The organism is Streptococcus sp. UBA4344 (genome assembly GCF_002393675.1).
GTDB lineage: Bacteria > Bacillota > Bacilli > Lactobacillales > Streptococcaceae > Streptococcus > Streptococcus vicugnae.
Map to the genome: position 1 here is coordinate 25,459 of NZ_DGTE01000011.1, position 22,803 is coordinate 48,261.

Sequence of the window (22,803 nt, forward strand, 5' to 3'; positions counted from 1 at the left end):
CTTTTGTACAAAAAGTTTAAGAATTTTTAGAAAATTGAGACTATGTTAGGAAAACTGTCATATTTAGCCCCTTTTTCAAAAAAAGTTCGGAAAAAATAATATTTTACCGTGAAATATTGAAAAAAAAGCAGAAAAGTCATATAATAAATTGTAAGACAAACTCGCAGGTGAGATTCCTGCCAAGTTGTAGAGAAAGGACGAAGATACGAATTTTAGCTTGGAGATGGAGACGACAGGCTGGATAAGTTAGTATCGTTTTTATTTGCTCGCTAGGTGATTTCGTATCAATATCGAACAGAATATGACATCAGTAGTAGTTGTTGGTACCCAATGGGGTGATGAAGGTAAAGGTAAAATCACTGACTTCTTGTCACAAGATGCAGAAGTGATTGCACGTTATCAAGGTGGAGATAATGCAGGACACACTATCGTTATCGACGGTAAAAAATTCAAATTGCATTTGATTCCATCAGGTATTTTCTTCCCAGAGAAAATCTCAGTTATCGGAAATGGTGTAGTTGTTAATCCAAAATCATTGGTAACTGAATTGAAATACTTGCACGATGAAGGTATTAAGACAGACAGTCTTCGTATTTCAGACCGTGCACACGTTATTTTGCCATATCACATCAAACTTGACCGTTTGCAAGAATCTTCTAAAGGTGATAACAAAATTGGGACAACAAACAAAGGTATCGGCCCTGCTTACATGGATAAAGCAGCGCGTGTTGGTATCCGAATTGCTGACCTTTTGGACAAAGACATCTTTGCAGAACGTTTGCGCGTGAACTTGGAAGAAAAGAATCGTCTTTTCGAAAAAATGTACGAATGCGAACCAATCAAATTTGAAGATATCTTTGAAGAATACTATGAATATGGTCAACAAATTAAAGACTATGTAACAGACACATCTGTTATCTTAAATGACGCTCTTGACGCTGGTAAACGTGTCCTCTTTGAAGGTGCACAAGGTGTTATGCTTGATATCGACCAAGGTACATATCCATTTGTTACATCTTCAAACCCAGTTGCTGGTGGCGTAACTATTGGTTCTGGTGTTGGTCCAAGTAAAATCAACAAAGTTGTTGGTGTATGTAAAGCTTACACAAGTCGTGTTGGTGATGGACCATTCCCAACTGAACTTCTAGATGAAGTTGGAGATCGTATCCGTGAAGTTGGTCACGAATATGGTACAACAACTGGACGTCCACGTCGTGTTGGTTGGTTTGACTCAGTTGTTATGCGTCACAGCCGTCGTGTATCTGGTATCACAAACTTGTCACTTAACTCAATCGACGTCCTTTCTGGCCTTGATACTGTTAAAATCTGTGTGGCATACGACCTTGATGGTCAACGTATCGACCACTACCCAGCAAGTCTTGAACAATTGAAACGTTGTAAACCAATCTATGAAGAATTACCAGGTTGGTCAGAAGACATCACAGGTTGCCATAGCCTAGATGAACTTCCAGAAAATGCTCGCAACTACGTTCGCCGTGTTGGTGAGCTTGTTGGCGTACGCATTTCAACATTCTCAGTTGGACCAGACCGTGACCAAACTAACATTCTCGAATCAGTTTGGGCAAATATCTAAGAAGAATTTTTAGGTTATAAATATAGCAAACCGCTGAATCTTTGTATTCAGTGGTTTTTTTAGTGATTTTCTAAATTAACGATTTGATAAATCTGAAATGGATTTGCTGACTTTACTTAGTAAAATTGGTCTTTTGTATAATTGGTTCTATATGTTCAGTGATTAACGATTTCAAAAAATCACAATAGATTGGAATGGGAGGAGTGATTCAGTATAATTTACAGTTAAAAGGAGGGAGATTATGAAACCATTGATTTTTAATCCTAAAATTGCAAAAGAAAAGCCTGATGATAGTAGTGATTGTCCATTTTGTCAGGTTCATCAGTTGACAAATATTCTTGATCAAAATGGAGCAATGATTTGGTTGGAAAATAAATATCGAACGTTAGAGGAAACTTATCAAACGATTATTATCGAGTCTGATGATCATTGGGGAGATATTTCAAATTATACTTATGACTATAATCGGCAGTTGATTCGATATGCAATGGATAAATTTTCTAGCATGCAATCGCAGAAAACATTTCAAAGCGTGGCAATGTTTAAAAATTATGGGCCTTTATCAGGCGGTAGTTTGCGTCATCCTCACCTGCAAATAGTAGGATTTGAATCCCAAAACGTCTATGAAGCTTTAAAAACTGAAAATTTTGAAGGGCTTACTGTATGTGAAGAGGATAGTTATCATGCTGAAATCAATTTATCAACTGAGCCAATAATGGGTTTCTGCGAATTTAATATCATCACAAGTCAGAATAAATTGGATTATTTTGCGGATGCTATTAAAAATGTTGTCATGTATTTGCTTAAAGACTACTTTTTAGGAAATTGTCGCTCTTATAATCTTTTCTTTTTCAGAAGTAAAGCTAAAGTCATGTGTAAAGTTGTTCCTCGCTTTGTAGTGTCACCTTATTATGTAGGGTATAAGGTATCGCAAATGAATGATATGACTAGATTGGTAGAGATTAAGCAGGAGTTTTTGAAGAAGTTTAGGAGTTATTATGTCAAAAAATAAATTTTTAACAGGTTTTTGTAGTTGTTTGATTGCAGGGGTAATGTTTGGTGCTCAATGGCCAATTGCGGGAAGTGCCTTACATGTAATAGACCCATATTGGTTTACTTTAATAAGGTATTTGATTGTAGCAATTGTTTTGTCAGTGATTCTTTTTTTGAGAGAGGGAAAAGGTGGCTTTACGGTTAACAAAAGTCAATTGATTGGCATTTATTTTTTAGGAACAATGGCTTTTTGTGCTTACAATTTTCTAGTTTTTGCTGGTCAAAAGATGGCAGGAACTCAAGGAACAATATTAGCCTCTTTGTTAATGGCTTTAATTCCAATGGTTTCTATTTTGGTTTTATGGGTTTATAAAAGAGAATTTCCAGGTTGGTTAACTTTGAGTTTGATTTTGGTTTCTCTTTTAGGAGTATTTTTAGTTGTTACAAAAGGAAATATTTCTATTTTTCAACAAGAAAAGAATCTTTTGAAACCAATTATCTTAATTTTTTTAAGCGTATTTGCTTGGGTATTTTATACAATCGGTGTTAGTCATTATCCAAGTTGGTCACCATTAAAATATACGACTTTAAGCTGTTTATTTGGGAATATCAGTTCGATTTTTGTTATAATTATTCTAACAAAAATGAATATTTCTAATGCTCCATCTTTATCTGATTTACAATCTGTTCAAGGGCAATTATTATACATGAGTATTTTTTCAGGTGTTATTAGTGTCTTGATGTGGAATGTTGGGAATAAGTTTTTAGGACCTCAGAATGGTTCGTTATTCATGAATTTGGTGCCAATTGTGACTTTTTTGGTAGAAGTCTTTTTAGGTTACCGGATTTCAGCCATTGAAATTTTTGGAGCTTGTTTAACAATTGGGGCAATTGTTGTCAATAATTTAGCTAGGAGAAAAATTTAGGATTTCATAGGGGGCAGTTAATGACGATTACAATCAATTTTTCAGAACAATTAGTGGAAAATATTCGTTCGATGGATAATAATTGTCGTAGCATTTTTTCACCTCTTAGTGAGCTTTTTTGTAGTTTACATGTTTTGCTAAATCCTGAGGGGCATGGTCTAATGACCGCATGGGCTATTGAAACTCGAAAACAGATGGATTGTAAAACATTAGCTGAGTTAAAGTATTTTTCGCCACTTTATAGGAAGGCTGTTCCTAGCTTTTTTATGGAAGAGATGATTCTTGAAGATAAGTGCCTAGAACTGCAGCTATCTCATTTAGGAACTAGTTTTTTTAACAAAAATGTTGATGATTTGATTCAGGAACTCAAGGAATTCGATAACACAGAGTTAGTACATGATTTGAAGTGCAATCAGAATTTGGTTTTTTTGAAGCTTTTTTCTTTTTTGAGGGAATATCATGATACCTATTTTAAAGAATTGGTTTCGAATTCAAATTTGATTAATATTTTGAACCATAATGTCAAAAAACAAAGGGATTATATTGCAGAAAAAGGATTTATAAATTTTATTAGCACCATTGATTCCAATCAAATTTATTGGAATAATGATTCAATTAAGATTCAAACTAAGGAAGATGACGTTTATAAGCTAGATAATGGAGAAAAGTTATATTTCATTCCAAGTTCTGTGACTTGGCCCCATGTTAGAGTAAATCGGCTTAAAAATGGTATTACCATCATTTATGATATTAATTCGCAACATATAGGAAATTTTTCGCGACAAGTCATGGCCAACACTTTTAAAATTTTATCGGATCCGGTGAGAATTGATATACTAGTTAACTTAAATAAAGGAAAAAAGACAACCAAAAATTTATCGCAAATTTTAAGTGTCAGTGAGCCAACAATCTCTCATCATTTGACTTTGTTAAAAGAGGCTGGTTTGGTAAATAAAATCCGAGATGGTAAGCGTGTTTTTTATTATAATACCAACAAAGTTCTTAGTTTGATTCCTAATTTTTATAATAATGCTAGTCGCTAATTTTATGGTGGACCCCCTGCTAGAATCACAGTTCTAGTAGGGTTTTGTGTTAAAATAAGGGTGAAAGAATCTGCTTGCTTTTCTTGTGTTAGAAAAGTTAAAAAAGAAAGAAAAAATTAACAACTGTCAATTTAGCGTTACGAAAGTTATTTAGTGTTAATCTGTTTTTGTTAACCTAGTTAGAGTGATTTATTAACTAAAGGAGGAAAAATGGTTAAACGAATTATTTTAATTGCGCTTGCTTACGTTGGTGTTATCGTAGGTGCGGGGCTTTCTTCAGGTCAAGATTTGATGCAATACTTTGTTAGTTTTGGTATCTGGGGAATGGTCGGAGTTGTTGTTTTAGGGTTATTAAACGCCATTTTTGGATGTATTATCGTGACTTTTGGTAGTTATTATCGTTCAAATGATCACTCGGAGGTTCTATCAAAAATAGCGCACCCGATAACGAACTGGATTTTAGATATTGCCTTGATTGTATCTTGTTATGTCATTGGTTTTGTCATGATAGCAGGTGCGGGGTCTAACCTTAATCAACAATTTGGATTACCGACTTGGTTAGGAGCTTTAATCTGTGCCCTCCTTGTGATTTTTGTTAGTTTCCTTGATTTCGAGAAGATTACTCAGATTATTGGTATATTTACCCCAATCGTCATTGTCATGGTATTAATTATTGCGGGACATACCTTTATTGGACACTCATTTGATTTTGCACAACTCAATACGCTAGCCAAATCCTTACCGACAAATATGCCAAATGTTTGGTTGTCAGTTCTTAATTACTTTGCCCTTTGTGTCATGACTGGAGTGTCAATGGCTTTTGTACTTGGTGGTTCTATTATCCGCATTGGTGTGGCTGAAAAAGGTGGAACTCTTGGTGGAGCTATTGTTGGTGTCATTATTGCCGTAACATCGCTTGTTTTATTTGTAAGTGTTGGGAAAATTGCTTCTGCAGATATTCCAATGTTAGTACTTGCCAATGAAATCCACCCTTGGTTTGCTTTTGCTTATTCCCTTGTCGTATTTGGACTTATTTTCAACACAGCCTTTAGTCTTTATTACGCTCTAGCTAAACGCTTTTCTGAAAATAAAGGTGAGGGTCAATTTAAACGTTACATGGTTATCTTTGTCGTGACTGGGTATGTCTTGTCCTTCCTTGGCTTTAAACAATTGGTTTCTGTCATGTATCCTGTGCTTGGTTACATTGGTTTGGTTATGTTGGTTGTTTTGCTTCAAGCTTGGATTCGTGAAAAAAGTAATGTGCAGGACGAAAAACATTTGCGTCGCCGCATGATTTCTTTGATTTCTAAAAAATATGACGATAATAAGCAATTTACTAAGAAAGACAAGGTAGAATACCAACAGTTGGGTGAAGAATCTGTGGTTGAAACAGATGAGATTAAAGAAGATATTCATGAACATGTCGAACAAGTTTTTGATTCAGAAAACGAGGATAATCATTAAAACTATTGCTGGGAAGAAGTTTTTCCCAGCTTTTTTTGAATATTTGTTCTAGAGGTTAAGAAAGCGGTAAAAATATGCTATACTGAAACTAAAAGATGAAAAGGAAGTAAGCAATGACAAGGTTTGTGACTAGTTTTTCAGGTGTTCTGATTATTCTCATCATGGTCATGGTTGGCTATGTCTTGGCTAAAAAAGGTTGGTTTGATGATAAATCATCAAATTTGATTGCTAAGTTAGTGACTCAGGTGGCTCTGCCATGTTATATGATTTCAACCATTGTCGGTCGTTTTACGGCAAAGGAACTGTTAGAGATGCTGCCGCAACTGCGTTTTCCAGCATTGTCTATGGTGATTTTATTAGCAATTGCTGTGGCAGTGGCACACTTATTCTTGATTGATAAAAAACATCAAGGTTTGTTTGTTTCCATGTTCTTTAATTCGAATACGATTTTTGTTGGTCTTCCAATCAATCAAGCGCTTTTTGGTGATAAAAGTATTCCCTATGTTTTGGTTTATTATATGTGTAATACGACTTTCTTTTGGACTATCGGAACTTATTTGATTCAAAAAGATGGTCGTAAAGAGGTGACTCTTGATTTCCGTGGTACCTTGAAGAAAATTTTCTCGCCACCATTGTTAGGCTTTATTGTTGGGGTGATTTTAGTTCTTTTGAACATTCACTTGCCAGCCTTTTTACTCAGCGATTTTCAATATTTGGGGAACTTGACTATCCCCTTATCAATGATTTTTATTGGGATTTCAGTGGCAAATGCAGGGCTGTCACGCTTGCGTTTTACAAAAGACAATGTCTTGGTTTTAGTTGGTCGTTTTGTGATTGCTCCGCTTTTGATGATGCTTATCGTGAAGCAGACCCAAATGCCACAGCTGATGAAAGAAGTCTTTATCATTCAATCAGCCATGCCTGTTATGACCAATGCACCTGTTGTGGCTAAGCTTTATGGGGCAGATAGTGATTATGCAGCCATTATGGTGACTGAATCAACTATTTTGACCATCATTGTGGCTCCACTTTTAATGCTGTTATTAAATGGTTTATAAATTTTGAGCACTTCCAAGTACGGAAGTGTTTTTTAATACAAAAAGCCTAGCAGAGCTAGACTTTAAGGAGATTATGAAAAAGATACATTCATCCAGTCTCTGGGAGAAGTGGATGGATACGAGCTAGCAAAGCTAGCTGTGAAAGTTTTAGGAATGATTACAGTATAAGAGCACTGGCTTAAATAAATCTTAATAGAAAGGATTATTTTTATCGTTTTTTGAGCACCTTTTAAGTTAAAATGCATGCTCAAGATGTGTTATAATAAAGCCATGGAAAACAAGAAAAAATTATTATTGATTGACGGTTCATCCGTTGCTTATCGTGCCTTTTTTGCACTCTACAATCAGATTGATCGCTTTAAGAACCGAGCAGGTCTTCATACCAATGCTATCTACGGTTTTCACCTTATGCTCAATCATTTATTAGAAAGAGTTCAGCCAACGCATGTATTGGTGGCTTTTGATGCTGGAAAGACAACTTTCCGTACGGAAATGTACAAAGATTACAAAGCTGGTCGTGCTAAAACACCAGATGAATTCCGTGAGCAGTTGCCATACATCCGTGAAATGTTAACAGCATTGGGTATCAACTGGTATGAGTTGGAAAACTATGAAGCTGATGACATCATCGGAACGCTTGATAAATTAGCTGAAAACGAAGATGAGTATGATGTTACAATCGTCAGTGGAGATAAAGACCTTATCCAATTGGCGGATAACAACACAACTGTTGAAATTTCTAAAAAAGGTGTGGCTGAGTTTGAAGAATTCACCCCAGCTTACCTCATGGAAAAAATGGGAATCACACCAAAACAATTCATTGACCTCAAAGCTCTTATGGGAGATAAATCAGATAATATACCTGGTGTTACAAAAGTTGGTGAAAAAACAGGTCTAAAACTTCTCTTAGAGTACGGAAGCCTTGAAGGTGTTTACGAAAACATCGACGGCATGAAGAAATCTAAAATGAAAGAAAACTTGATTAATGATAAAGAGCAAGCTTTCTTATCTAAGACCTTGGCGACAATTAACATCACAGCGCCGATTGCGATTGGCTTAGATGATATTAATTACAGCGGACCAGACTTAGAAAAACTTGTGCCATTTTATGATGAAATGGGCTTCAAACAGTTTAAAGACAATCTTGGTGCTACTAAGAAACAAGAAAAATTTGACGTTGCCTACACTGAAGTGGACAGCTTAAGCGCTGATATGTTTACCGATGACCAATTTTTCTATTTTGAAATTGTAGGTGATAATTATCATATTGAAAACATCATTGGTTTTGCTTGGGGAAATGACAAGGCAATCTATGCCTCAACAAACCTTGAGTTGCTTAAGGACGATTTGTTCAAAGCAGCGCTAGCTAAACCAATCAAGACTTATGATTTCAAACGCAGCAAAGTGCTTCTCAGTCATTTAGGCATTGATTTGCCTGCGCCAGCTTTTGACAGCCGCTTAGCGAAATACCTCTTGTCAACCGTGGATGACAATGAATTATCAACGATTGCTCGTCTTTATACAGAGTATGTTCTTGATAGCGATGAAGCGGTTTATGGTAAAGGGGCTAAACGCGCCGTGCCAGACAAAGCAGTGCTTCTTAGCCACTTGGCTCGTAAGATTGTCGTTTTGAACCACTCTGAAAAAGCCATGCTAGACAAGTTGACAGAGCATCAACAAGCAAGCCTTCTTTTTGACATGGAACAACCTCTTGCAAACGTTCTTGCTAAGATGGAAATCGCTGGTATTTCGGTTAAGAAAGAAACGCTGCAAGACATGGAAAAAGCCAACCAAGCTGTTATTGATGAATTGACACAAGAAATCTATGACCTTGCTGGCATGGAATTTAACATTAATTCACCAAAACAATTGGGAGAATTGCTTTTTGACAAGATGCAATTGCCAACAAGCTACACTAAGAAAACTAAGACAGGCTATTCAACAGCAGTAGATGTCTTGGAACGCTTGGCCCCAATCTCACCAATCGTGTCTAAGATTTTGGAATACCGTCAAATCGCTAAACTTCAATCAACTTACATCGTTGGTTTGCAAGATTTTATCTTGAAAGATGGCAAAATTCATACGCGTTATTTGCAAGATTTGACGCAAACAGGGCGCTTGTCTAGTGTTGATCCTAACTTGCAAAACATTCCAGTTCGTTTGGAACAAGGTCGCTTAATTCGTAAGGCATTTGTCCCAGAAACAGAAGACGAATTGCTTTTGAGCTCTGACTACTCACAAATTGAGTTACGCGTGCTAGCTCATATTTCAAATGATGAACACTTGATTGCGGCTTTCCGTGAAGGAGCAGATATTCATACCTCAACAGCTATGCGTGTCTTTGGTATCGAAAAAGCTGAAGACGTCACACCAAATGACCGTCGTAACGCCAAAGCTGTTAACTTCGGTATTGTTTACGGAATTTCTGATTACGGTCTTGCTAACAATCTGGGTATTCCACGTAAAGTGGCAAAACAATACATTGAGACTTACTTCGAACGCTACCCAGGTATTAAAGACTACATGGAGCGCGTGGTGCGTGATGCCAAAGATAAAGGCTATGTTGAAACGCTCTTCCACCGTCGTCGCGAATTGCCAGATATCAATGCTCGCAATTTCAACGTACGTCAATTTGCAGAGCGTACAGCCATCAACTCACCAATTCAAGGTAGCGCAGCTGATATTCTCAAAATCGCTATGATTAACCTTGATAAAGCTCTTGTTGATGGTGGGTTCAAGACCAAAATGCTTCTACAAGTGCACGATGAAATTATCCTTGAAGTACCAAAAGACGAGCTAGAAGCTATTGAAAAATTAGTCAAAGAAACCATGGAATCAGCCATTGAACTTTCAGTCCCACTTGTGGCAGACGAAAGTGCAGGCCAAACATGGTACGAAGCAAAATAGAAAAAATGAAAAGGAAGTGGCTGATACAGTCATTTCCTTTTTGCTAGGCAGAAAATCAATGATTTGCTATACTAAGAAAAACGCAATAAAAGGAGGCAGCTAAATGACATCATTTCAAAATCCTAGCCAAGATGTGATTGCATCTTATCTTAAAAATGCTAAAACCATTGCAGTTGTCGGCTTGTCTTACCGTGAAAATAGCCCAGCATATGGCGTTTCAAAGATTATGCAAGAAGCAGGATACACCATTATTCCGGTCAATCCTCGCCTTGCGGGTCAAAAGGTTCTTGGTGAAACTGTCTATGCTTCGCTTCAAGATGTTCCTGTCCATATTGATATTGTGGATGTTTTCAGACGAAGTGATTTCCTACCAGAAGTTGCCAAAGACTTTATCAAAACGGATGCTGATGTTTTCTGGGCGCAATTGGGCTTAGAAAGTCAAGAAGCTGCAGATATATTGGAGGCTGCTGGACGTGATAAAATCGTCATGAACAAGTGTATTAAGATTGAGTACCAAGGGTTATAAAATAATTCTTTGAAAATACTAGTGAAAATGAGATGACTTTTCAAGAAAGAGTTTTCTCATTTTTTCATGCTCTAAAAACCAGTTTTTAAGCGTTTTTTAGAAAAAATAAGAGACTTTTACTTTGAAAACTTGAAATCGTCAGATTTTTATAATAAAATGAATGAGCATGTCGATACGAGTAACAGTTAAACTATGTTATAATGACTTTAATCTATAGAATAGGAGAGCCATAATGGACATTCATACCCATCACCGTCCTTTGGATGCCTATGAAAATGTTATCGAGCATCTCAAAAGGAAGCACATTCGCATTACGGAGACTCGTAAGGCCATTATCGCTTATATCATAAATAGTCATGAGCACCCAAGTGCTGAAAAGATTTATAAGGACTTGTTGCCTGAACATCCTAATATGAGTTTGGCAACAGTTTACAATAACATGAAAATCTTGGTTAAAGAAGGGTTTGTTGCTGAGTTAAAAGTGACTAACGACCCAACAACTTACTATGATTTCATGGGACACCAGCATATCAACATTGTTTGTAAATATTGTGGTGATATTGCAGACTTTATGGATGTCGATGCTATTGATATTGGAAAAGAAGCTTATGAACAAACAGGCTACATGATTACCAAGGTTCAGCTGACTGCTTACGGGATTTGTCCAAAATGCCAAGAAAAGCTTAAAGCAGCAGGAGAACCTTTCATGGCTTATCGAGAAGAACATAAAGAAGATTAAAAAAGAAGATGTGAGAAACATCTTCTTTTTGGTTGAATATCAGGGTACAAAAAAGCTCCAGTAAAACTGTAGCTTTTTATTATTCAGCTTTTTCTCGTAAATCTTCGTAGAAGAAGAGGTTAGCGGTTGTTATATATGGCAAAGTATAGAAGTGAAGTAGACCACATGTTAGAGCAGTCAAAATAATCCAACCAATGAAGCTGAATTGTAGACAGAAGTAGCGCCATTTATTTCCATCCATTAATTTAGTACTTTTAGCGATAACGCTACGAGGACCTTCATAAGTACCATTTGTGACATCGTCATAAAGAACGTAAGTTGTCATGCTGTATGCATATTCTTTCATAATTGCAAGGACAAAACCTGCAATCATCACGATAAAGCCGATAAGGACAATAACCCAGCCTGCAGCAGAATCATCTGTAGCAGCAAACATAACCCCAGCAGAAAGAATGATAATACCAGCGATAGCGATTAATGACCACAAGAAGAGGAATACCCATTTAACAATTGCGGTTACGACGTATTTACCGAACAATTCGTTTGAGAAGACGCGCATGTTATCGCCAACTTCAACGTGATCAGCTTTGTGACGCATTACATCAAGAACTGCAAAGCTTGCTGAAGCAAGGAAAAGCGCTGATAGGATTCCGATGATACTTGGAACAGATTGCGTGACGCTAATTTCAGTGCCATTGTAAGAATAAATTGATTCACGATAAGTCACTGAAATAGTTAAAATCGCCAAGATGATAGAAACAATAAACAATTGATACTTGCCAGAGAGAGTTTTTAGAAATTCTCTAGCTTTTTGTCGAGTTTCTGAAGCTTTCATAATATAGACCTCCTTTAAAAATTCCTTAAAATGTAAATACTTCCACGTCTCCATTATAACATATTGTATTAGATAAGTCACACGAAAACATATAAACATGACAAATAATGTGATTTCTGGTAAAATCGTAAAGGTTGCGCTTTTTAAAAGCAATACATAGTAGAGTCTGGATATTAGATTCGTTCTCTGTCTGATTACTTCTAATCATGACAATATCAAAAATGCCCACAACTGTTTTTTGTGGTAGCTAGGAGAAAAAAATGACAGATTATCCGATTAAATATCGTTTAATTAAAAAAGAAAAACACACTGGAGCTCGTCTGGGTGAAATCATCACGCCACACGGGACTTTCCCGACACCAATGTTCATGCCAGTTGGGACACAAGCAACAGTTAAAACACAATCACCAGAAGAACTTAAAGAAATGGGTTCAGGAATTATCCTATCAAATACTTATCACCTTTGGTTACGTCCAGGAGATGAGCTCATTGCTCGTGCTGGTGGTCTTCACAAATTCATGAACTGGGATCAAGCCATCTTAACAGATAGTGGTGGTTTCCAAGTTTATTCATTGGCTGAAACACGTAACATTACCGAAGAAGGGGTTACTTTTAAAAACCACCTTAATGGTCAAAAAATGTTCTTGTCACCAGAAAAAGCTATCTCGATCCAAAATAACCTTGGTTCAGATATTATGATGAGCTTTGATGAATGCCCTCAATTCTACCAACCGTATGATTACGTTAAAAAATCAATCGAACGTACAAGTCGTTGGGCTGAACGTGGCTTGAAAGCACATCGTCGTCCACATGACCAAGGGCTTTTTGGTATCGTGCAAGGTGCTGGTTTCAAAGACCTTCGTCGCCAATCAGCTAGTGACTTGGTCAGCATGGATTTCCCGGGATATTCAATCGGTGGATTAGCTGTTGGTGAATCACACAAAGAAATGAATGCGGTGCTTGATTTCACAGTGCCAATGTTGCCAGAAAATAAACCACGTTACCTTATGGGGGTTGGTGCACCAGATAGCTTGATTGATGGTGTTATCCGTGGTGTCGACATGTTTGACTGCGTGCTTCCAACACGTATCGCTCGTAACGGAACATGTATGACAAGTGAAGGACGTTTAGTGGTTAAAAATGCAGCTTATGCCGAAGATTTCACACCGCTTGATCATGATTGTGATTGCTACACATGTCGTAATTACACACGTGCTTATATTCGTCATCTTCTCAAAGCTGATGAAACCTTTGGTCTTCGTTTGACAAGTTACCATAACCTTTACTTCCTTGTAAACTTGATGAAAAAAGTTCGTCAAGCAATCATGGATGATAATCTTTTGGAATTCCGTGAAGATTTCTTTGAACGTTATGGCTACAATAAGAGTGACCGTAATTTCTAATATATTATGAAGCTTGAAACGATTGTTTCAGGCTTTTTTTCTTGAATCTCAAAAAGTGTTAACCTATATATAAAAAATAGTTGACTAAAATAAAATGAAGTAGTAAACTTTGTTAAAAGGTTGGTGATTATAATGATTTATGGAATTGATCTTGATAGTGAGGGAAGATGCCAACATTATCACACAGAACGTGACGTTGTTGCTTTGAAGTGTGGCAAGTGTCAGGAATATTTTGCTTGTTATCAGTGTCATGACCAGTTGCGAGATCACCCTTTTGAGCCTGTTTCGGTAGACGATGATGCACCTGTGCTTTGTGGCAGTTGTCGTCATACGTTAACTTTTACGGAGTATAAAAAAGGGTTTTGCCCTTATTGTCACCATGCCTTTAATCCAAAGTGTCAGTTACATGAGACTATTTATTTTTCAAAGGAGTAGGTTATGAAAAACGTCAGGGATTTACTTTACATTGCCATGATGGCAACTATTTTGGTTATTTTGGGCTTCATTCCAGCCATTCCACTGGGATTTATTCCTGTTCCAATTGTTTTGCAGAATTTGGGAGTCATGTTAGCAGGAGTTTTGTTAGGTTGGAAGAAGGGGAGTTTATCAATTCTTTTATTTTTCCTTTTAGGAATGCTTTTACCAGCTTTCTCAGGAGGAACTCTATTTGCCGTTTTGGCTGGACCAACAGCTGGTTATGTCATTGCTTGGTTTTTCGTGCCAATTTTAGTTAATTTGGTTTTGGAGGGTTTTAAAAATACATCATTTATCAGTTATTTAGTTGCGATTTTACTTGGTGGAGTTTTGTTTGTTGATGTGGCAGGAGCTATTTATCTCTCTGTTTACATGCACATGCCTTTAGTGACATCGCTTTTATCAAATCTTGCTTTTATTCCTGGGGATACAATTAAAGCTGTGGTTGCTAGTACTATTGCTTATAAATTTAAAGATAAATTAGGCTTGGCATAAGAGAACAGTCTTTTTAAAAAAGCGTCTATTTCTGTTATAATGTGAGTAAGTATAAATAGAGAAGGAGTCGCTTATGAAACTCACAACACTTGGTTGCTGGGGTGCATACCCTTATAAAGATGGCGGAACAACCTCTTATCTCGTTACGAGTGAAGATGGTTTTCAATTACTTATGGATTGCGGAAGTCGTGCCGTTACGGAGCTAGAAAAAGAAATCAATCCACTTGATTTGGATGCGGTGATTATTTCACATTATCACCCTGATCACATTGCTGATTTAGGTGTCTTGCGTCATTATTTCCAACTTTATCCAAAACATCTATGGACACCAAAAGTATTGCCGATTTACGGACACACTGAAGATGAAGTCGAATTTGCCAAATTAACTTTGCCTGGTGTCTCTGAAGGGAAAGCCTATAATGTCTCTGGTGTTGAGCATATTGGTCCATTTGATATTACCTTTATTAAGACTGTTCATCCCGTTCCTTGTTACGCTTTTCGAATTGTAGAACGTGCTATAGGTCAGACACTTGTCTTTACTGGTGACACTGGTTACTTTGCTGATTTGGAACAATTCGCCGCAGGCGCAGATCTCTTTTTAGCAGATGTTTATCTTTATGCTGGTAATGAAAATCACCCAGCACATTTGACAACAAAAGAAGCTGGACAAATTGCTAAAGCTGCAGGTGTTAAATCACTCGTTTTGACACATACACCACCAGTACCTCCACAAGGTATTGATGCTAAAAATCATCTTCAAGTTCTTAAAGAAGAAGCACAAATTTATGCTGAAGGTGTTCCTGTTGGTTTGGCTGAACCACACAAATCATGGCAACTTGGAGAGCTCTAATGGCTGAATTTACACAGGAAGAAAAAGAATATTTCATGGGTGAAGCGCTCAAGGAAGCTAGGAAGTCATTGGAAAAGGGTGAGATTCCTATTGGCTGTGTTATCGTCAAAGATGGTGAGATTATTGGACGCGGGCACAACGCGCGCGAAGAACAGCAAAAAGCAATCTTACATGCTGAAATTATGGCTATCAACGAAGCCAATGAGAATGAAGGTAACTGGCGTTTGCTTGAGAGTACTTTATTTGTTACCATTGAACCTTGTGTCATGTGTAGCGGAGCTATTGGGCTTGCCCGTATTCCGCAAGTGATTTACGGGGCGGCTAATCAAAAATTTGGCGGTGCAGGTAGTTTGTATGACATCTTGACTGATACTCGCCTCAATCATCGTGTTGAGGTGGAGACTGGCATTCTTGAAGCAGAGTGCGCTGGAATCATGCAAGATTTTTTCCGTCAAAATCGTGAGAAAAAGAAGGCTGCCAAGCGTGCTGCTAAAGGACAGTGCTAATTTGCATAATCAAAAATTTATGATATAATATTCTTTGGAGCAACATCTGCGCGTGAAGCGGGTCAGGGGAGGAATCCAGCAGCCCTAAGCGATTGTAGGTGTGTGCTCTTTTTTATTCTTTAAAATGCTTGAAATCATGCAAAAAAAGCGGAGTTTTTCATGCTTGAATGATTGTTTCATGAAAGTTTTCAGTAAGTTAGAAAAAGTCCATGAAACGCTTTATTTTATAGGATTATTTAGCAAAAATGATTGAAAAAAAGTGCATAAAAGAGTAATATAGAAGAGAAATTTAATTTTTTGAGGAGTATTGTAATGACACATATTAAATTTGACTATTCAAAATTGTTGGGTCAATTCGTCGAACAAGAAGAAATCGACTTCATGCAAACACAAGTCAACGTTGCTGACGAATATTTGCGTAAAGGTACAGGACCTGGTTCTGATTTCCTTGGTTGGGTAGACCTTCCTGAAAACTACGACAAAGAAGAATTTGCTCGTATCCAAAAAGCTGCTGCTAAAATCCAATCAGACAGCGAAGTTCTTGTCGTTATCGGTATCGGTGGTTCTTACCTTGGAGCACGTGCTGCTATCGATTTCTTGAGCAATCACTTCTACAACCTTCAAGCATCTGCAGATCGTAAAGGTCCACAAATCCTTTACGCTGGTAACTCAATTTCTTCAACTTACCTTGCAGACCTTGTTGAATACGTTAAAGACAAAGATTTCTCAGTTAACATCATTTCTAAATCAGGTACTACAACTGAACCAGCTATCGCTTTCCGTGTCTTCAAAGAACTTCTAGTTGAAAAATACGGTCAAGAAGAAGCTAACAAACGTATTTACGCTACAACTGATAAAGCTAAAGGTGCTGTTAAAGTTGAAGCTGTTGCTAACGATTGGGAAACATTTGTTGTTCCAGATAACGTTGGTGGACGTTTCTCAGTATTGACTGCTGTAGGTCTTCTTCCAATCGCTGCTGCTGGTATCGATATCGAAGCTCTTATGAACGGTGCTAACGCTGCTCGTAAAGAATTAACTTCTGCTGAAATCTCAGAAAACATCGCTTACCAATACGCTGCAGTTCGTAATGTACTTTACCGTAAAGGTTACATCACTGAAATCTTGGCTAACTACGAACCATCACTTCAATACTTTGGTGAATGGTGGAAACAATTAGCTGGTGAATCAGAAGGTAAACACCAAAAAGGTATCTACCCAACATCTGCTAACTTCTCAACTGACCTTCACTCACTTGGTCAATTTATCCAAGAAGGTTACCGTAACATCTTCGAAACAGTTGTTCGTGTTGATAAACCACGTAAAAACGTTGTTATCCCTGAATTGTCAGAAGATCTTGATGGTCTTGGATACCTTCAAGGTAAAGATGTTGACTTCGTAAACAAAAAAGCAACTGATGGTGTACTTCTTGCTCACACTGACGGTGGTGTACCTAACATGTTCTTGACACTTCCTCAACAAGATGAATTCACTCTTGGTTACACAATCTACTTCTTCGAGTTGGCTATCGGTCTTTCAGGTTACCTTAACGCTGTTAACCCATTCAACCAACCAGGTGTAGAAGCATACAAGAAAAACATGTTTGCTCTTCTTGGTAAACCAGGATTTGAAGACTTGTCAGCTGAATTGAACGCACGTCTTTAATTCATCAATACACAGATAGAAAGCTTCCGAAAGGAAGCTTTTTTGTGTGCGAAAATTTCCCCCAAATTTATCAAAAAAATTTCTGAAACCTATTGACAATATATATATATATAATGATTGAGGAAATTTTAAGGAAAATGGAGAAGGAAAGATGGCTAAAAAAATCAAAGCCGAAGATGGTAAAGTGTACGTTGAAAAGAAGCCTTTTTATAAACGTGCATGGTTTATTGTATTAGCAGCAGTTGTACTTATTGGAGTATTTGCCAACATGGGTGGTGATAGCGATTCAAAAGACACAAGTGCTAGTTCAAGTGCAAAAAGTGAAAGTACATCAGCTGTTTCATCAACAAAAGAAAGTTCACAGGATAAAGGGAAGACTTATAAAGTAGGTGATGTTATTACCTTTAAAGATGAAGCGGAAATCACTATTACTGGTGCTGAATGGTCTGATGAACGTAATGAATTTGCTGATACTAATCCAGAAAAAGTTCTGAAAGTTACTTATAACGTTAATAATCTATCAGATGATGATTATGTCTTAGGTGATGATTTGGAATTATATGTGAATGGTAAAAAAATGGATACTTATCCAAATGGTGGAACTTTAGATTCTATTTCAAAAGGACGTAGTTTTGAAGGTGCTGTCCAATATTTCGGCGTTAACGGTAGTGGTGATATCGAAGTCGAAGTAGAACCAAGTTTCTCATTTACAGCTGAACCAGCAGTTGTTAAGTTAGATATTCAATAATAAACTAATCACTCAGTTTTTGCTGAGTGATTTTTTAATAAAAATTCTTTCCAAATTTTCTGAATATTTGTTATAATAGTATACAATTAACTAACTTTGAATGGAAGGAATAGAGTGTTTGGCAAGGGAGTGGTTTTTATTACCCCAAGCTAAAGTATTAGAAAAGGCGAATTTCTGCTATTTAACACTCTTGGTATCTTAAATATGACTGCACAAAAAATGACGGCTCAAGAGATTATTGCGTTTATTGGGAATGCGGAGAAAAAGACAAATGTTAAGGTGACATTTGAAGGTGAATTGGCTGCAGCAGTTCCAGAAAACGTCCTAAAACTTGGCAATGTGCTTTTTGGTGACTGGAAAGATGTTGAACCACTTTTGGCTAATTTGACTGAAAACAAAGACTATGTTGTTGAGCAAGATGGTCGTAATTCAGCAGTGCCACTTCTTGATAAACGCCATATTAATGCTCGTATTGAACCAGGTGCGATTATTCGTGACCAAGTGACTATCGGTGACAATGCCGTTGTTATGATGGGAGCAGTTATCAATATCGGTGCTGAAATCGGTGCTGGGACAATGATTGATATGGGTGCTGTTCTTGGTGGACGTGCTATTGTTGGTAAAAACAGTCACATTGGTGCTGGTGCTGTTCTTGCAGGTGTTATCGAGCCAGCTTCAGCTGAACCAGTTCGCATCGGTGACAATGTTCTTGTTGGTGCTAATGCCGTGGTTATCGAAGGTGTTCAAGTTGGTAATGGTTCTGTCGTAGCAGCGGGAGCTATTGTCACTAAAGATGTTCCAGAAAATGTTGTGGTAGCAGGCGTTCCTGCACGTGTCATTAAAGAAATTGATGCCAAAACACAACAAAAAACAGCGCTTGAAGACGCTTTGCGTAATTTATAATAAGAGATATAAAGGCTTGGGAAATTCTCTCAAGCTTTTAAAAAATAAAGGAAACAATATGACTTTAGATTTAATTAAAATTCGTCGTGATTTGCATCAGATTCCTGAGATTGGTTTGGAGGAATTTAAAACTCAAGCTTACCTTTTAGACCGTATTGCAGAAATCACAGCTGGAAAAAATTTTGTTGAACAACGTACTTGGCGAACTGGTATTTTGGTCTTTTTAAAAGGTTCAGCTCCTCAGAAGACCATTGGCTGGCGCACAGATATCGATGCCTTGCCAGTGATTGAAGAGACGGGTCTACCATTTTCTAGTCAACATGAAGGACGTATGCATGCTTGTGGTCATGATATGCACATGACAGTTGCTCTTGGTTTGTTAAATGAATTGGTACAAGTACAGCCTAAAAATAATCTTCTTTTCCTTTTCCAACCAGCTGAGGAAAATGAGGCTGGTGGCATGCTGATGTATCAAGATAATGCTTTTGGAGATTGGAAGCCAGATGAATTTTATGGGCTTCATGTGAGACCTGATTTTAAAGTTGGTGATATCGCGACAAATACCTCAACTTTATTTGCAGGGACTTGTGAAGTTTTGGTGACGTTTAAAGGAAAAGGCGGACATGCAGCTTTTCCACACGAAGCTAACGATGCCTTGGTTGCGGCGTCCTATTTTGTCACTCAGGTACAGACAATCGTCAGCCGAAATGTTGATCCTATTCAAGGTGGTGTTGTCACTTTTGGGTCTTTCCATTCTGGAACTACTAATAATGTTATTGCTGAAACCGCGCAGTTGCACGGGACTATCCGAACGTTAACGCAGGAGATGAGTCTCTTAATTCAAAAACGTGTAACAGAGATAGCCCAAGGAGTGGCAGCAAGTTTTGGTATGGAAGTTGATGTAAACCTTAAGCAGGGTGGTTATTTACCTGTAGAAAATAATCCTGAACTAGCAAGTGAACTTATGGATTTCTTTAGAAACAGAGAAGCGGTTCATTTGATTGATTGTTTGCCAGCTATGACTGGAGAAGATTTTGGGTATTTGTTAAATAAAATTCCAGGAGTGATGTTCTGGTTAGGAGTTGAAACACCTTACGCTCTTCACCATCCTAAGATGAGTCCAAATGAAGCAGCTCTTCCGTTTGCGGTTAGTGAAATTTCAGCTTTCTTGAAAGAAAAAGCAAGTCATTAAAAAGGTAGCAAGTTTTTAGTCTTGCTACCTTTTTTTGTATTTGAAAAATAAAAAAAGCCGCTATTGGGAGCTAGCGGCTTAAAAAGGGAAGGACATGATTTTTCAATCATGTCCAGGAGATTTATGAAAAGGGAATAACTCCAAAAGAGCCAATTCCCAGCGGTTTGGGAGAACCGCTATTTAGGATAGATACAGTATATCGGAGAAACCTTAAAGAAACCTTAAAGTAAATTTTAAGGTTTTTGCTGAGTAAAATCTCGGTTTTGTGTTATCATAAAAGCATGGAAAAAGTACCCTTACGAAAGAGTATCATTGCTCATTTAAAACATCAAGATAGAAAAGAAAAAGCCTTGAAAGATAAGGCTTTATTAGATGAGTTGCTAGCATCTTCTGCTTATCAAAAAGCGGATACTATTGCCACTTATTTAGCTTTTGATTTTGAGTACAATACCGAATTATTGATTAAACAAGCTCAAAAAGATGGCAAAACCATTTTAGTACCAAAGACTTACCCACACGGCAAAATGATTTTTTGTCTCTATGATGTGGATAACTTGGTGAAAACATCATTTGGCTTGTGGGAACCTGCTTGTGACAAAGCTGTGGATAAGTCAGAAATCGATTTGATTCATGTGCCAGGCGTTGTTTTTAACCAAGATGGTTTTCGAATTGGATATGGAGCTGGCTATTATGACAGGTATTTAGTGGATTATAAAGGCAAAACAATCAGTACGATTTATGAGTGTCAGAAAGTAGAGTTTCAGCCAGACAGTCATGATGTCGCTGTTATGGAGGTATTTAGTCGATGAAAAACGTTATTAAAAAAAGTCCAGTGACGATTTTTTTGCTGGCTCTAACGACTTTGGTTTTTATAGCCATGCAGGTAATTTATTTTGGAAATGCCACATCCAACCAAGCGATTTTTAATGCTGGTGGAATGTGTGGAGCTTATGTTAGCCTATTTCCAAGCCAATTATGGCGTTTGGTAACTCCGATTTTTGTGCACATTGGATGGGAACATTTTTTCTTTAATATGTTGACGCTTTATTTTGTCGGACAATTGGCAGAGCAAATTTGGGGACATCATAAGTTTTTAGCTTTGTATGTTTTATCAGGGATTGTTGGGAATATCTTTACGCTTTTCTTTACGCCAAACGTGATTGCTGCGGGGGCTTCAACATCGCTTTTCGGTGTTTTTGCGGCGATTATGGTTGCTGGGTATTTTGGAAGAAATCCTTATTTGAAAGAACTTGGTAGAAATTATCAAGCTTTGATTATTGTGAATTTGATTTTTAATTTATTTACTCCAAGTATTGGGATTGCTGGTCATATTGGTGGTCTTGTGGGGGGTGTCTTATGTGCCATCTTTTTACCAACGCTTGTGGAGAAAGGTATGTTTAAACCATGGCAACGTTGGTTGGCGGCAGCGGCTTACGTTGGCTTAAGTCTTTTCTTGATTGTCTTGGCTTTACATTAAAGTTATAATAAAAAGTTCCTCTAGACAGTGTCTAGAGGAACTTTTTTATGTTATAGCATATTATTTAGTTTCTTTTTTAGTTGATTCAGCTTCTAATTTTTTTCCCAATTCGATAAGATATTGTTTCATATTATCTTTGATTTGTGGGTGTTCAAGGGCATAGTCAATAGAAGTTTTCATGAAGCCGAATTTATCACCGACATCATAGCGATCACCGTTAAATTGACGCGCAAAAACACGCTGTGTTTTGTTTAAAGTATCGATAGCATCTGTCAATTGGATTTCATTACCAGCTCCAGGTTTTTGAGTTTCAAGAATATTGAAGATTTCTGGAGTAAGAAGGTAGCGACCGATAATAGCAAGATCACTAGGTGCATCTTCAGGTGCTGGTTTTTCAACGAATGTTTCAACACTGTAAAGTCCGTCTTTTCCTTCGCCTTGAGGTGCGATAACACCATAAGATGAAACTTCTTCGTGTGGTACAGGCATAACAGCAATTGTTGATGCGTGTGTGTTTTCATAATCGTTAATCAATTGTTTTGTAAGTGGAACAGCTTTATCGTTGTTGATATCCATAAGGTCATCACCTAGCATAACGACGAATGGTTCGTTGCCTACAAAAGCTTTAGCTTGAAGGACAGCATCACCAAGTCCACGAGGGTGACTTTGACGGATGAAGTGAAGATTAATGGCTGTAGTGTCATTAACGAGTTTAAGAAGATCAGTTTTCCCTTTGTGTTCCAAATTGTATTCTAATTCGAAGTTTGAGTCAAAGTGGTCTTCGATAGAACGTTTTGATTTACCAGTAACAACCAAGATATCTTCAATACCTGATTTCAAGGCTTCTTCGACGATAAATTGGATGGTTGGTTTATCAACAATTGGAAGCATCTCTTTAGCGAGTGCTTTTGTAGCTGGCAAGAAACGTGTTCCAAGACCAGCAGCGGGAATAACGGCTTTTCTAACTTTTCTCATACTCATACGAGAACTCCTTTTCATAAATAAACT

The 22,803-nt window shown here is 37.4% G+C and carries 22 protein-coding genes and 1 other RNA gene; 21 read left to right on the forward strand and 2 right to left on the reverse strand.

Translation table 11 applies throughout. The annotated features are described in order from the left end of the window. Nucleotides 1–301 precede the first annotated feature (301 nt). The 9 genes from B4D49_RS02180 to perR all read left to right on the forward strand — a co-directional run bounded on the left by B4D49_RS02180 (nucleotide 302) and on the right by perR (nucleotide 11,250). Nucleotides 302–1,594 (forward strand): adenylosuccinate synthase, encoded by a 1,293-nt coding sequence (locus tag B4D49_RS02180; protein ID WP_286783058.1) that lies wholly within the window; start codon nucleotides 302–304, stop codon nucleotides 1,592–1,594. Nucleotides 1,595–1,835: 241 nt separating this feature from the next. Then, complete coding sequence (locus B4D49_RS02185) at nucleotides 1,836–2,606, forward strand: DUF4931 domain-containing protein (protein WP_132870008.1); 771 nt, start codon at nucleotides 1,836–1,838, stop codon at nucleotides 2,604–2,606. Continuing rightward, nucleotides 2,593–3,513, forward strand: a complete 921-nt coding sequence (locus tag B4D49_RS02190) for a DMT family transporter (protein ID WP_286783059.1) — start codon at nucleotides 2,593–2,595, stop codon at nucleotides 3,511–3,513. The genes B4D49_RS02185 and B4D49_RS02190 overlap by 14 nt, the downstream gene beginning before the upstream one ends. A 20-nt stretch (nucleotides 3,514–3,533) precedes the next feature. Beyond that, on the forward strand, nucleotides 3,534–4,556 hold the full coding sequence (locus tag B4D49_RS02195; protein WP_074564569.1) for an ArsR/SmtB family transcription factor: 1,023 nt from the start codon (nucleotides 3,534–3,536) through the stop codon (nucleotides 4,554–4,556). Between the two features lie 210 nt (nucleotides 4,557–4,766). Beyond that, a complete protein-coding gene (locus tag B4D49_RS02200) occupies nucleotides 4,767–6,020 on the forward strand; it encodes a hypothetical protein (protein WP_286783060.1) in 1,254 nt (417 codons plus the stop codon). Nucleotides 6,021–6,133: 113 nt separating this feature from the next. After that, nucleotides 6,134–7,078 carry an AEC family transporter gene (locus tag B4D49_RS02205; RefSeq protein ID WP_286783061.1) on the forward strand — a complete coding sequence of 315 codons (945 nt, stop codon included), beginning with the start codon at nucleotides 6,134–6,136 and terminating at the stop codon, nucleotides 7,076–7,078. 270 nt (nucleotides 7,079–7,348) lie between these two features. After that, the gene (gene polA / locus B4D49_RS02210; RefSeq protein WP_286783062.1) at nucleotides 7,349–9,985 is read left to right on the forward strand and encodes a DNA polymerase I; all 2,637 of its coding nucleotides are present in this window, start codon (nucleotides 7,349–7,351) and stop codon (nucleotides 9,983–9,985) included. Between the two features lie 103 nt (nucleotides 9,986–10,088). After that, nucleotides 10,089–10,511, forward strand: coding sequence for a CoA-binding protein (locus B4D49_RS02215; protein WP_132869397.1), 423 nt, complete (start codon nucleotides 10,089–10,091; stop codon nucleotides 10,509–10,511). Between the two features lie 232 nt (nucleotides 10,512–10,743). Continuing rightward, nucleotides 10,744–11,250 (forward strand): peroxide-responsive transcriptional repressor PerR, encoded by a 507-nt coding sequence (gene perR, locus B4D49_RS02220; RefSeq protein WP_132869396.1) that lies wholly within the window; start codon nucleotides 10,744–10,746, stop codon nucleotides 11,248–11,250. Between the two features lie 79 nt (nucleotides 11,251–11,329). Here perR and B4D49_RS02225 read toward each other — a convergent pair whose 3' ends face one another. Then, complete coding sequence (locus B4D49_RS02225; RefSeq protein WP_132869395.1) at nucleotides 11,330–12,085, reverse strand: DUF975 family protein; 756 nt, start codon at nucleotides 12,083–12,085, stop codon at nucleotides 11,330–11,332. Nucleotides 12,086–12,345: 260 nt separating this feature from the next. Between B4D49_RS02225 and tgt the strand changes: the two genes are divergently transcribed. From tgt to B4D49_RS02285, 12 genes are all read left to right on the forward strand, one after another. After that, nucleotides 12,346–13,488 carry a tRNA guanosine(34) transglycosylase Tgt gene (gene tgt, locus B4D49_RS02230; RefSeq protein ID WP_199543550.1) on the forward strand — a complete coding sequence of 381 codons (1,143 nt, stop codon included), beginning with the start codon at nucleotides 12,346–12,348 and terminating at the stop codon, nucleotides 13,486–13,488. Between the two features lie 132 nt (nucleotides 13,489–13,620). Beyond that, the gene (locus tag B4D49_RS02235) at nucleotides 13,621–13,923 is read left to right on the forward strand and encodes a CHY zinc finger protein (RefSeq protein ID WP_213085472.1); all 303 of its coding nucleotides are present in this window, start codon (nucleotides 13,621–13,623) and stop codon (nucleotides 13,921–13,923) included. 3 nt (nucleotides 13,924–13,926) lie between these two features. Continuing rightward, complete coding sequence (locus tag B4D49_RS02240; protein WP_132869660.1) at nucleotides 13,927–14,457, forward strand: biotin transporter BioY; 531 nt, start codon at nucleotides 13,927–13,929, stop codon at nucleotides 14,455–14,457. A 73-nt stretch (nucleotides 14,458–14,530) separates the two neighbouring features. Then, nucleotides 14,531–15,307: an MBL fold metallo-hydrolase gene (locus B4D49_RS02245; RefSeq protein WP_286783063.1), complete on the forward strand. Its 777-nt coding sequence runs from the start codon at nucleotides 14,531–14,533 to the stop codon at nucleotides 15,305–15,307. Then, a complete protein-coding gene (gene tadA / locus B4D49_RS02250; RefSeq protein ID WP_286783064.1) occupies nucleotides 15,307–15,813 on the forward strand; it encodes a tRNA adenosine(34) deaminase TadA in 507 nt (168 codons plus the stop codon). The genes B4D49_RS02245 and tadA overlap by 1 nt, the downstream gene beginning before the upstream one ends. Nucleotides 15,814–15,844: 31 nt before the next feature. Next, an RNA gene (ffs, locus tag B4D49_RS02255) (signal recognition particle sRNA small type) lies at nucleotides 15,845–15,930 on the forward strand. A gap of 195 nt (nucleotides 15,931–16,125) precedes the next feature. Continuing rightward, entirely contained in the window at nucleotides 16,126–17,475 is a 1,350-nt protein-coding gene (locus B4D49_RS02260) for a glucose-6-phosphate isomerase (protein ID WP_074480136.1), read from the forward strand. Between the two features lie 151 nt (nucleotides 17,476–17,626). Next, a complete protein-coding gene (locus tag B4D49_RS02265; RefSeq protein ID WP_132869656.1) occupies nucleotides 17,627–18,223 on the forward strand; it encodes an immunity protein in 597 nt (198 codons plus the stop codon). A 204-nt stretch (nucleotides 18,224–18,427) separates the two neighbouring features. Next, a complete protein-coding gene (gene dapD, locus B4D49_RS02270) occupies nucleotides 18,428–19,126 on the forward strand; it encodes a 2,3,4,5-tetrahydropyridine-2,6-dicarboxylate N-acetyltransferase (protein ID WP_132870035.1) in 699 nt (232 codons plus the stop codon). 58 nt (nucleotides 19,127–19,184) lie between these two features. After that, nucleotides 19,185–20,318, forward strand: a complete 1,134-nt coding sequence (locus B4D49_RS02275) for an N-acetyldiaminopimelate deacetylase (RefSeq protein ID WP_199543533.1) — start codon at nucleotides 19,185–19,187, stop codon at nucleotides 20,316–20,318. A 281-nt stretch (nucleotides 20,319–20,599) separates the two neighbouring features. After that, nucleotides 20,600–21,127 carry a 5-formyltetrahydrofolate cyclo-ligase gene (locus tag B4D49_RS02280; RefSeq protein ID WP_132869014.1) on the forward strand — a complete coding sequence of 176 codons (528 nt, stop codon included), beginning with the start codon at nucleotides 20,600–20,602 and terminating at the stop codon, nucleotides 21,125–21,127. Next, nucleotides 21,124–21,795: a rhomboid family intramembrane serine protease gene (locus tag B4D49_RS02285; RefSeq protein ID WP_132869015.1), complete on the forward strand. Its 672-nt coding sequence runs from the start codon at nucleotides 21,124–21,126 to the stop codon at nucleotides 21,793–21,795. The genes B4D49_RS02280 and B4D49_RS02285 overlap by 4 nt, the downstream gene beginning before the upstream one ends. Nucleotides 21,796–21,855: 60 nt before the next feature. Here the strand turns inward: B4D49_RS02285 and galU are convergent, their stop codons facing one another. Beyond that, complete coding sequence (gene galU, locus B4D49_RS02290) at nucleotides 21,856–22,770, reverse strand: UTP--glucose-1-phosphate uridylyltransferase GalU (protein WP_132869017.1); 915 nt, start codon at nucleotides 22,768–22,770, stop codon at nucleotides 21,856–21,858. Nucleotides 22,771–22,803 lie beyond the last annotated feature (33 nt).

What these genes read in the sequence shown, in the direction of transcription:
- B4D49_RS02180 (WP_286783058.1), top strand. Translation starts at nt 302, where the DNA reads ATGACATCAGTAGTAGTTGTTGGTACCCAATGGGGTGATGAAGGTAAA.
- B4D49_RS02185 (WP_132870008.1), top strand. Translation starts at nt 1,836, where the DNA reads ATGAAACCATTGATTTTTAATCCTAAAATTGCAAAAGAAAAGCCTGAT.
- B4D49_RS02190 (WP_286783059.1), top strand. Translation starts at nt 2,593, where the DNA reads ATGTCAAAAAATAAATTTTTAACAGGTTTTTGTAGTTGTTTGATTGCA.
- B4D49_RS02195 (WP_074564569.1), top strand. Translation starts at nt 3,534, where the DNA reads ATGACGATTACAATCAATTTTTCAGAACAATTAGTGGAAAATATTCGT.
- B4D49_RS02200 (WP_286783060.1), top strand. Translation starts at nt 4,767, where the DNA reads ATGGTTAAACGAATTATTTTAATTGCGCTTGCTTACGTTGGTGTTATC.
- B4D49_RS02205 (WP_286783061.1), top strand. Translation starts at nt 6,134, where the DNA reads ATGACAAGGTTTGTGACTAGTTTTTCAGGTGTTCTGATTATTCTCATC.
- polA (WP_286783062.1), top strand. Translation starts at nt 7,349, where the DNA reads ATGGAAAACAAGAAAAAATTATTATTGATTGACGGTTCATCCGTTGCT.
- B4D49_RS02215 (WP_132869397.1), top strand. Translation starts at nt 10,089, where the DNA reads ATGACATCATTTCAAAATCCTAGCCAAGATGTGATTGCATCTTATCTT.
- perR (WP_132869396.1), top strand. Translation starts at nt 10,744, where the DNA reads ATGGACATTCATACCCATCACCGTCCTTTGGATGCCTATGAAAATGTT.
- B4D49_RS02225 (WP_132869395.1), bottom strand. Translation starts at nt 12,085, where the DNA reads ATGAAAGCTTCAGAAACTCGACAAAAAGCTAGAGAATTTCTAAAAACT.
- tgt (WP_199543550.1), top strand. Translation starts at nt 12,346, where the DNA reads ATGACAGATTATCCGATTAAATATCGTTTAATTAAAAAAGAAAAACAC.
- B4D49_RS02235 (WP_213085472.1), top strand. Translation starts at nt 13,621, where the DNA reads ATGATTTATGGAATTGATCTTGATAGTGAGGGAAGATGCCAACATTAT.
- B4D49_RS02240 (WP_132869660.1), top strand. Translation starts at nt 13,927, where the DNA reads ATGAAAAACGTCAGGGATTTACTTTACATTGCCATGATGGCAACTATT.
- B4D49_RS02245 (WP_286783063.1), top strand. Translation starts at nt 14,531, where the DNA reads ATGAAACTCACAACACTTGGTTGCTGGGGTGCATACCCTTATAAAGAT.
- tadA (WP_286783064.1), top strand. Translation starts at nt 15,307, where the DNA reads ATGGCTGAATTTACACAGGAAGAAAAAGAATATTTCATGGGTGAAGCG.
- B4D49_RS02260 (WP_074480136.1), top strand. Translation starts at nt 16,126, where the DNA reads ATGACACATATTAAATTTGACTATTCAAAATTGTTGGGTCAATTCGTC.
- B4D49_RS02265 (WP_132869656.1), top strand. Translation starts at nt 17,627, where the DNA reads ATGGCTAAAAAAATCAAAGCCGAAGATGGTAAAGTGTACGTTGAAAAG.
- dapD (WP_132870035.1), top strand. Translation starts at nt 18,428, where the DNA reads ATGACTGCACAAAAAATGACGGCTCAAGAGATTATTGCGTTTATTGGG.
- B4D49_RS02275 (WP_199543533.1), top strand. Translation starts at nt 19,185, where the DNA reads ATGACTTTAGATTTAATTAAAATTCGTCGTGATTTGCATCAGATTCCT.
- B4D49_RS02280 (WP_132869014.1), top strand. Translation starts at nt 20,600, where the DNA reads ATGGAAAAAGTACCCTTACGAAAGAGTATCATTGCTCATTTAAAACAT.
- B4D49_RS02285 (WP_132869015.1), top strand. Translation starts at nt 21,124, where the DNA reads ATGAAAAACGTTATTAAAAAAAGTCCAGTGACGATTTTTTTGCTGGCT.
- galU (WP_132869017.1), bottom strand. Translation starts at nt 22,770, where the DNA reads ATGAGAAAAGTTAGAAAAGCCGTTATTCCCGCTGCTGGTCTTGGAACA.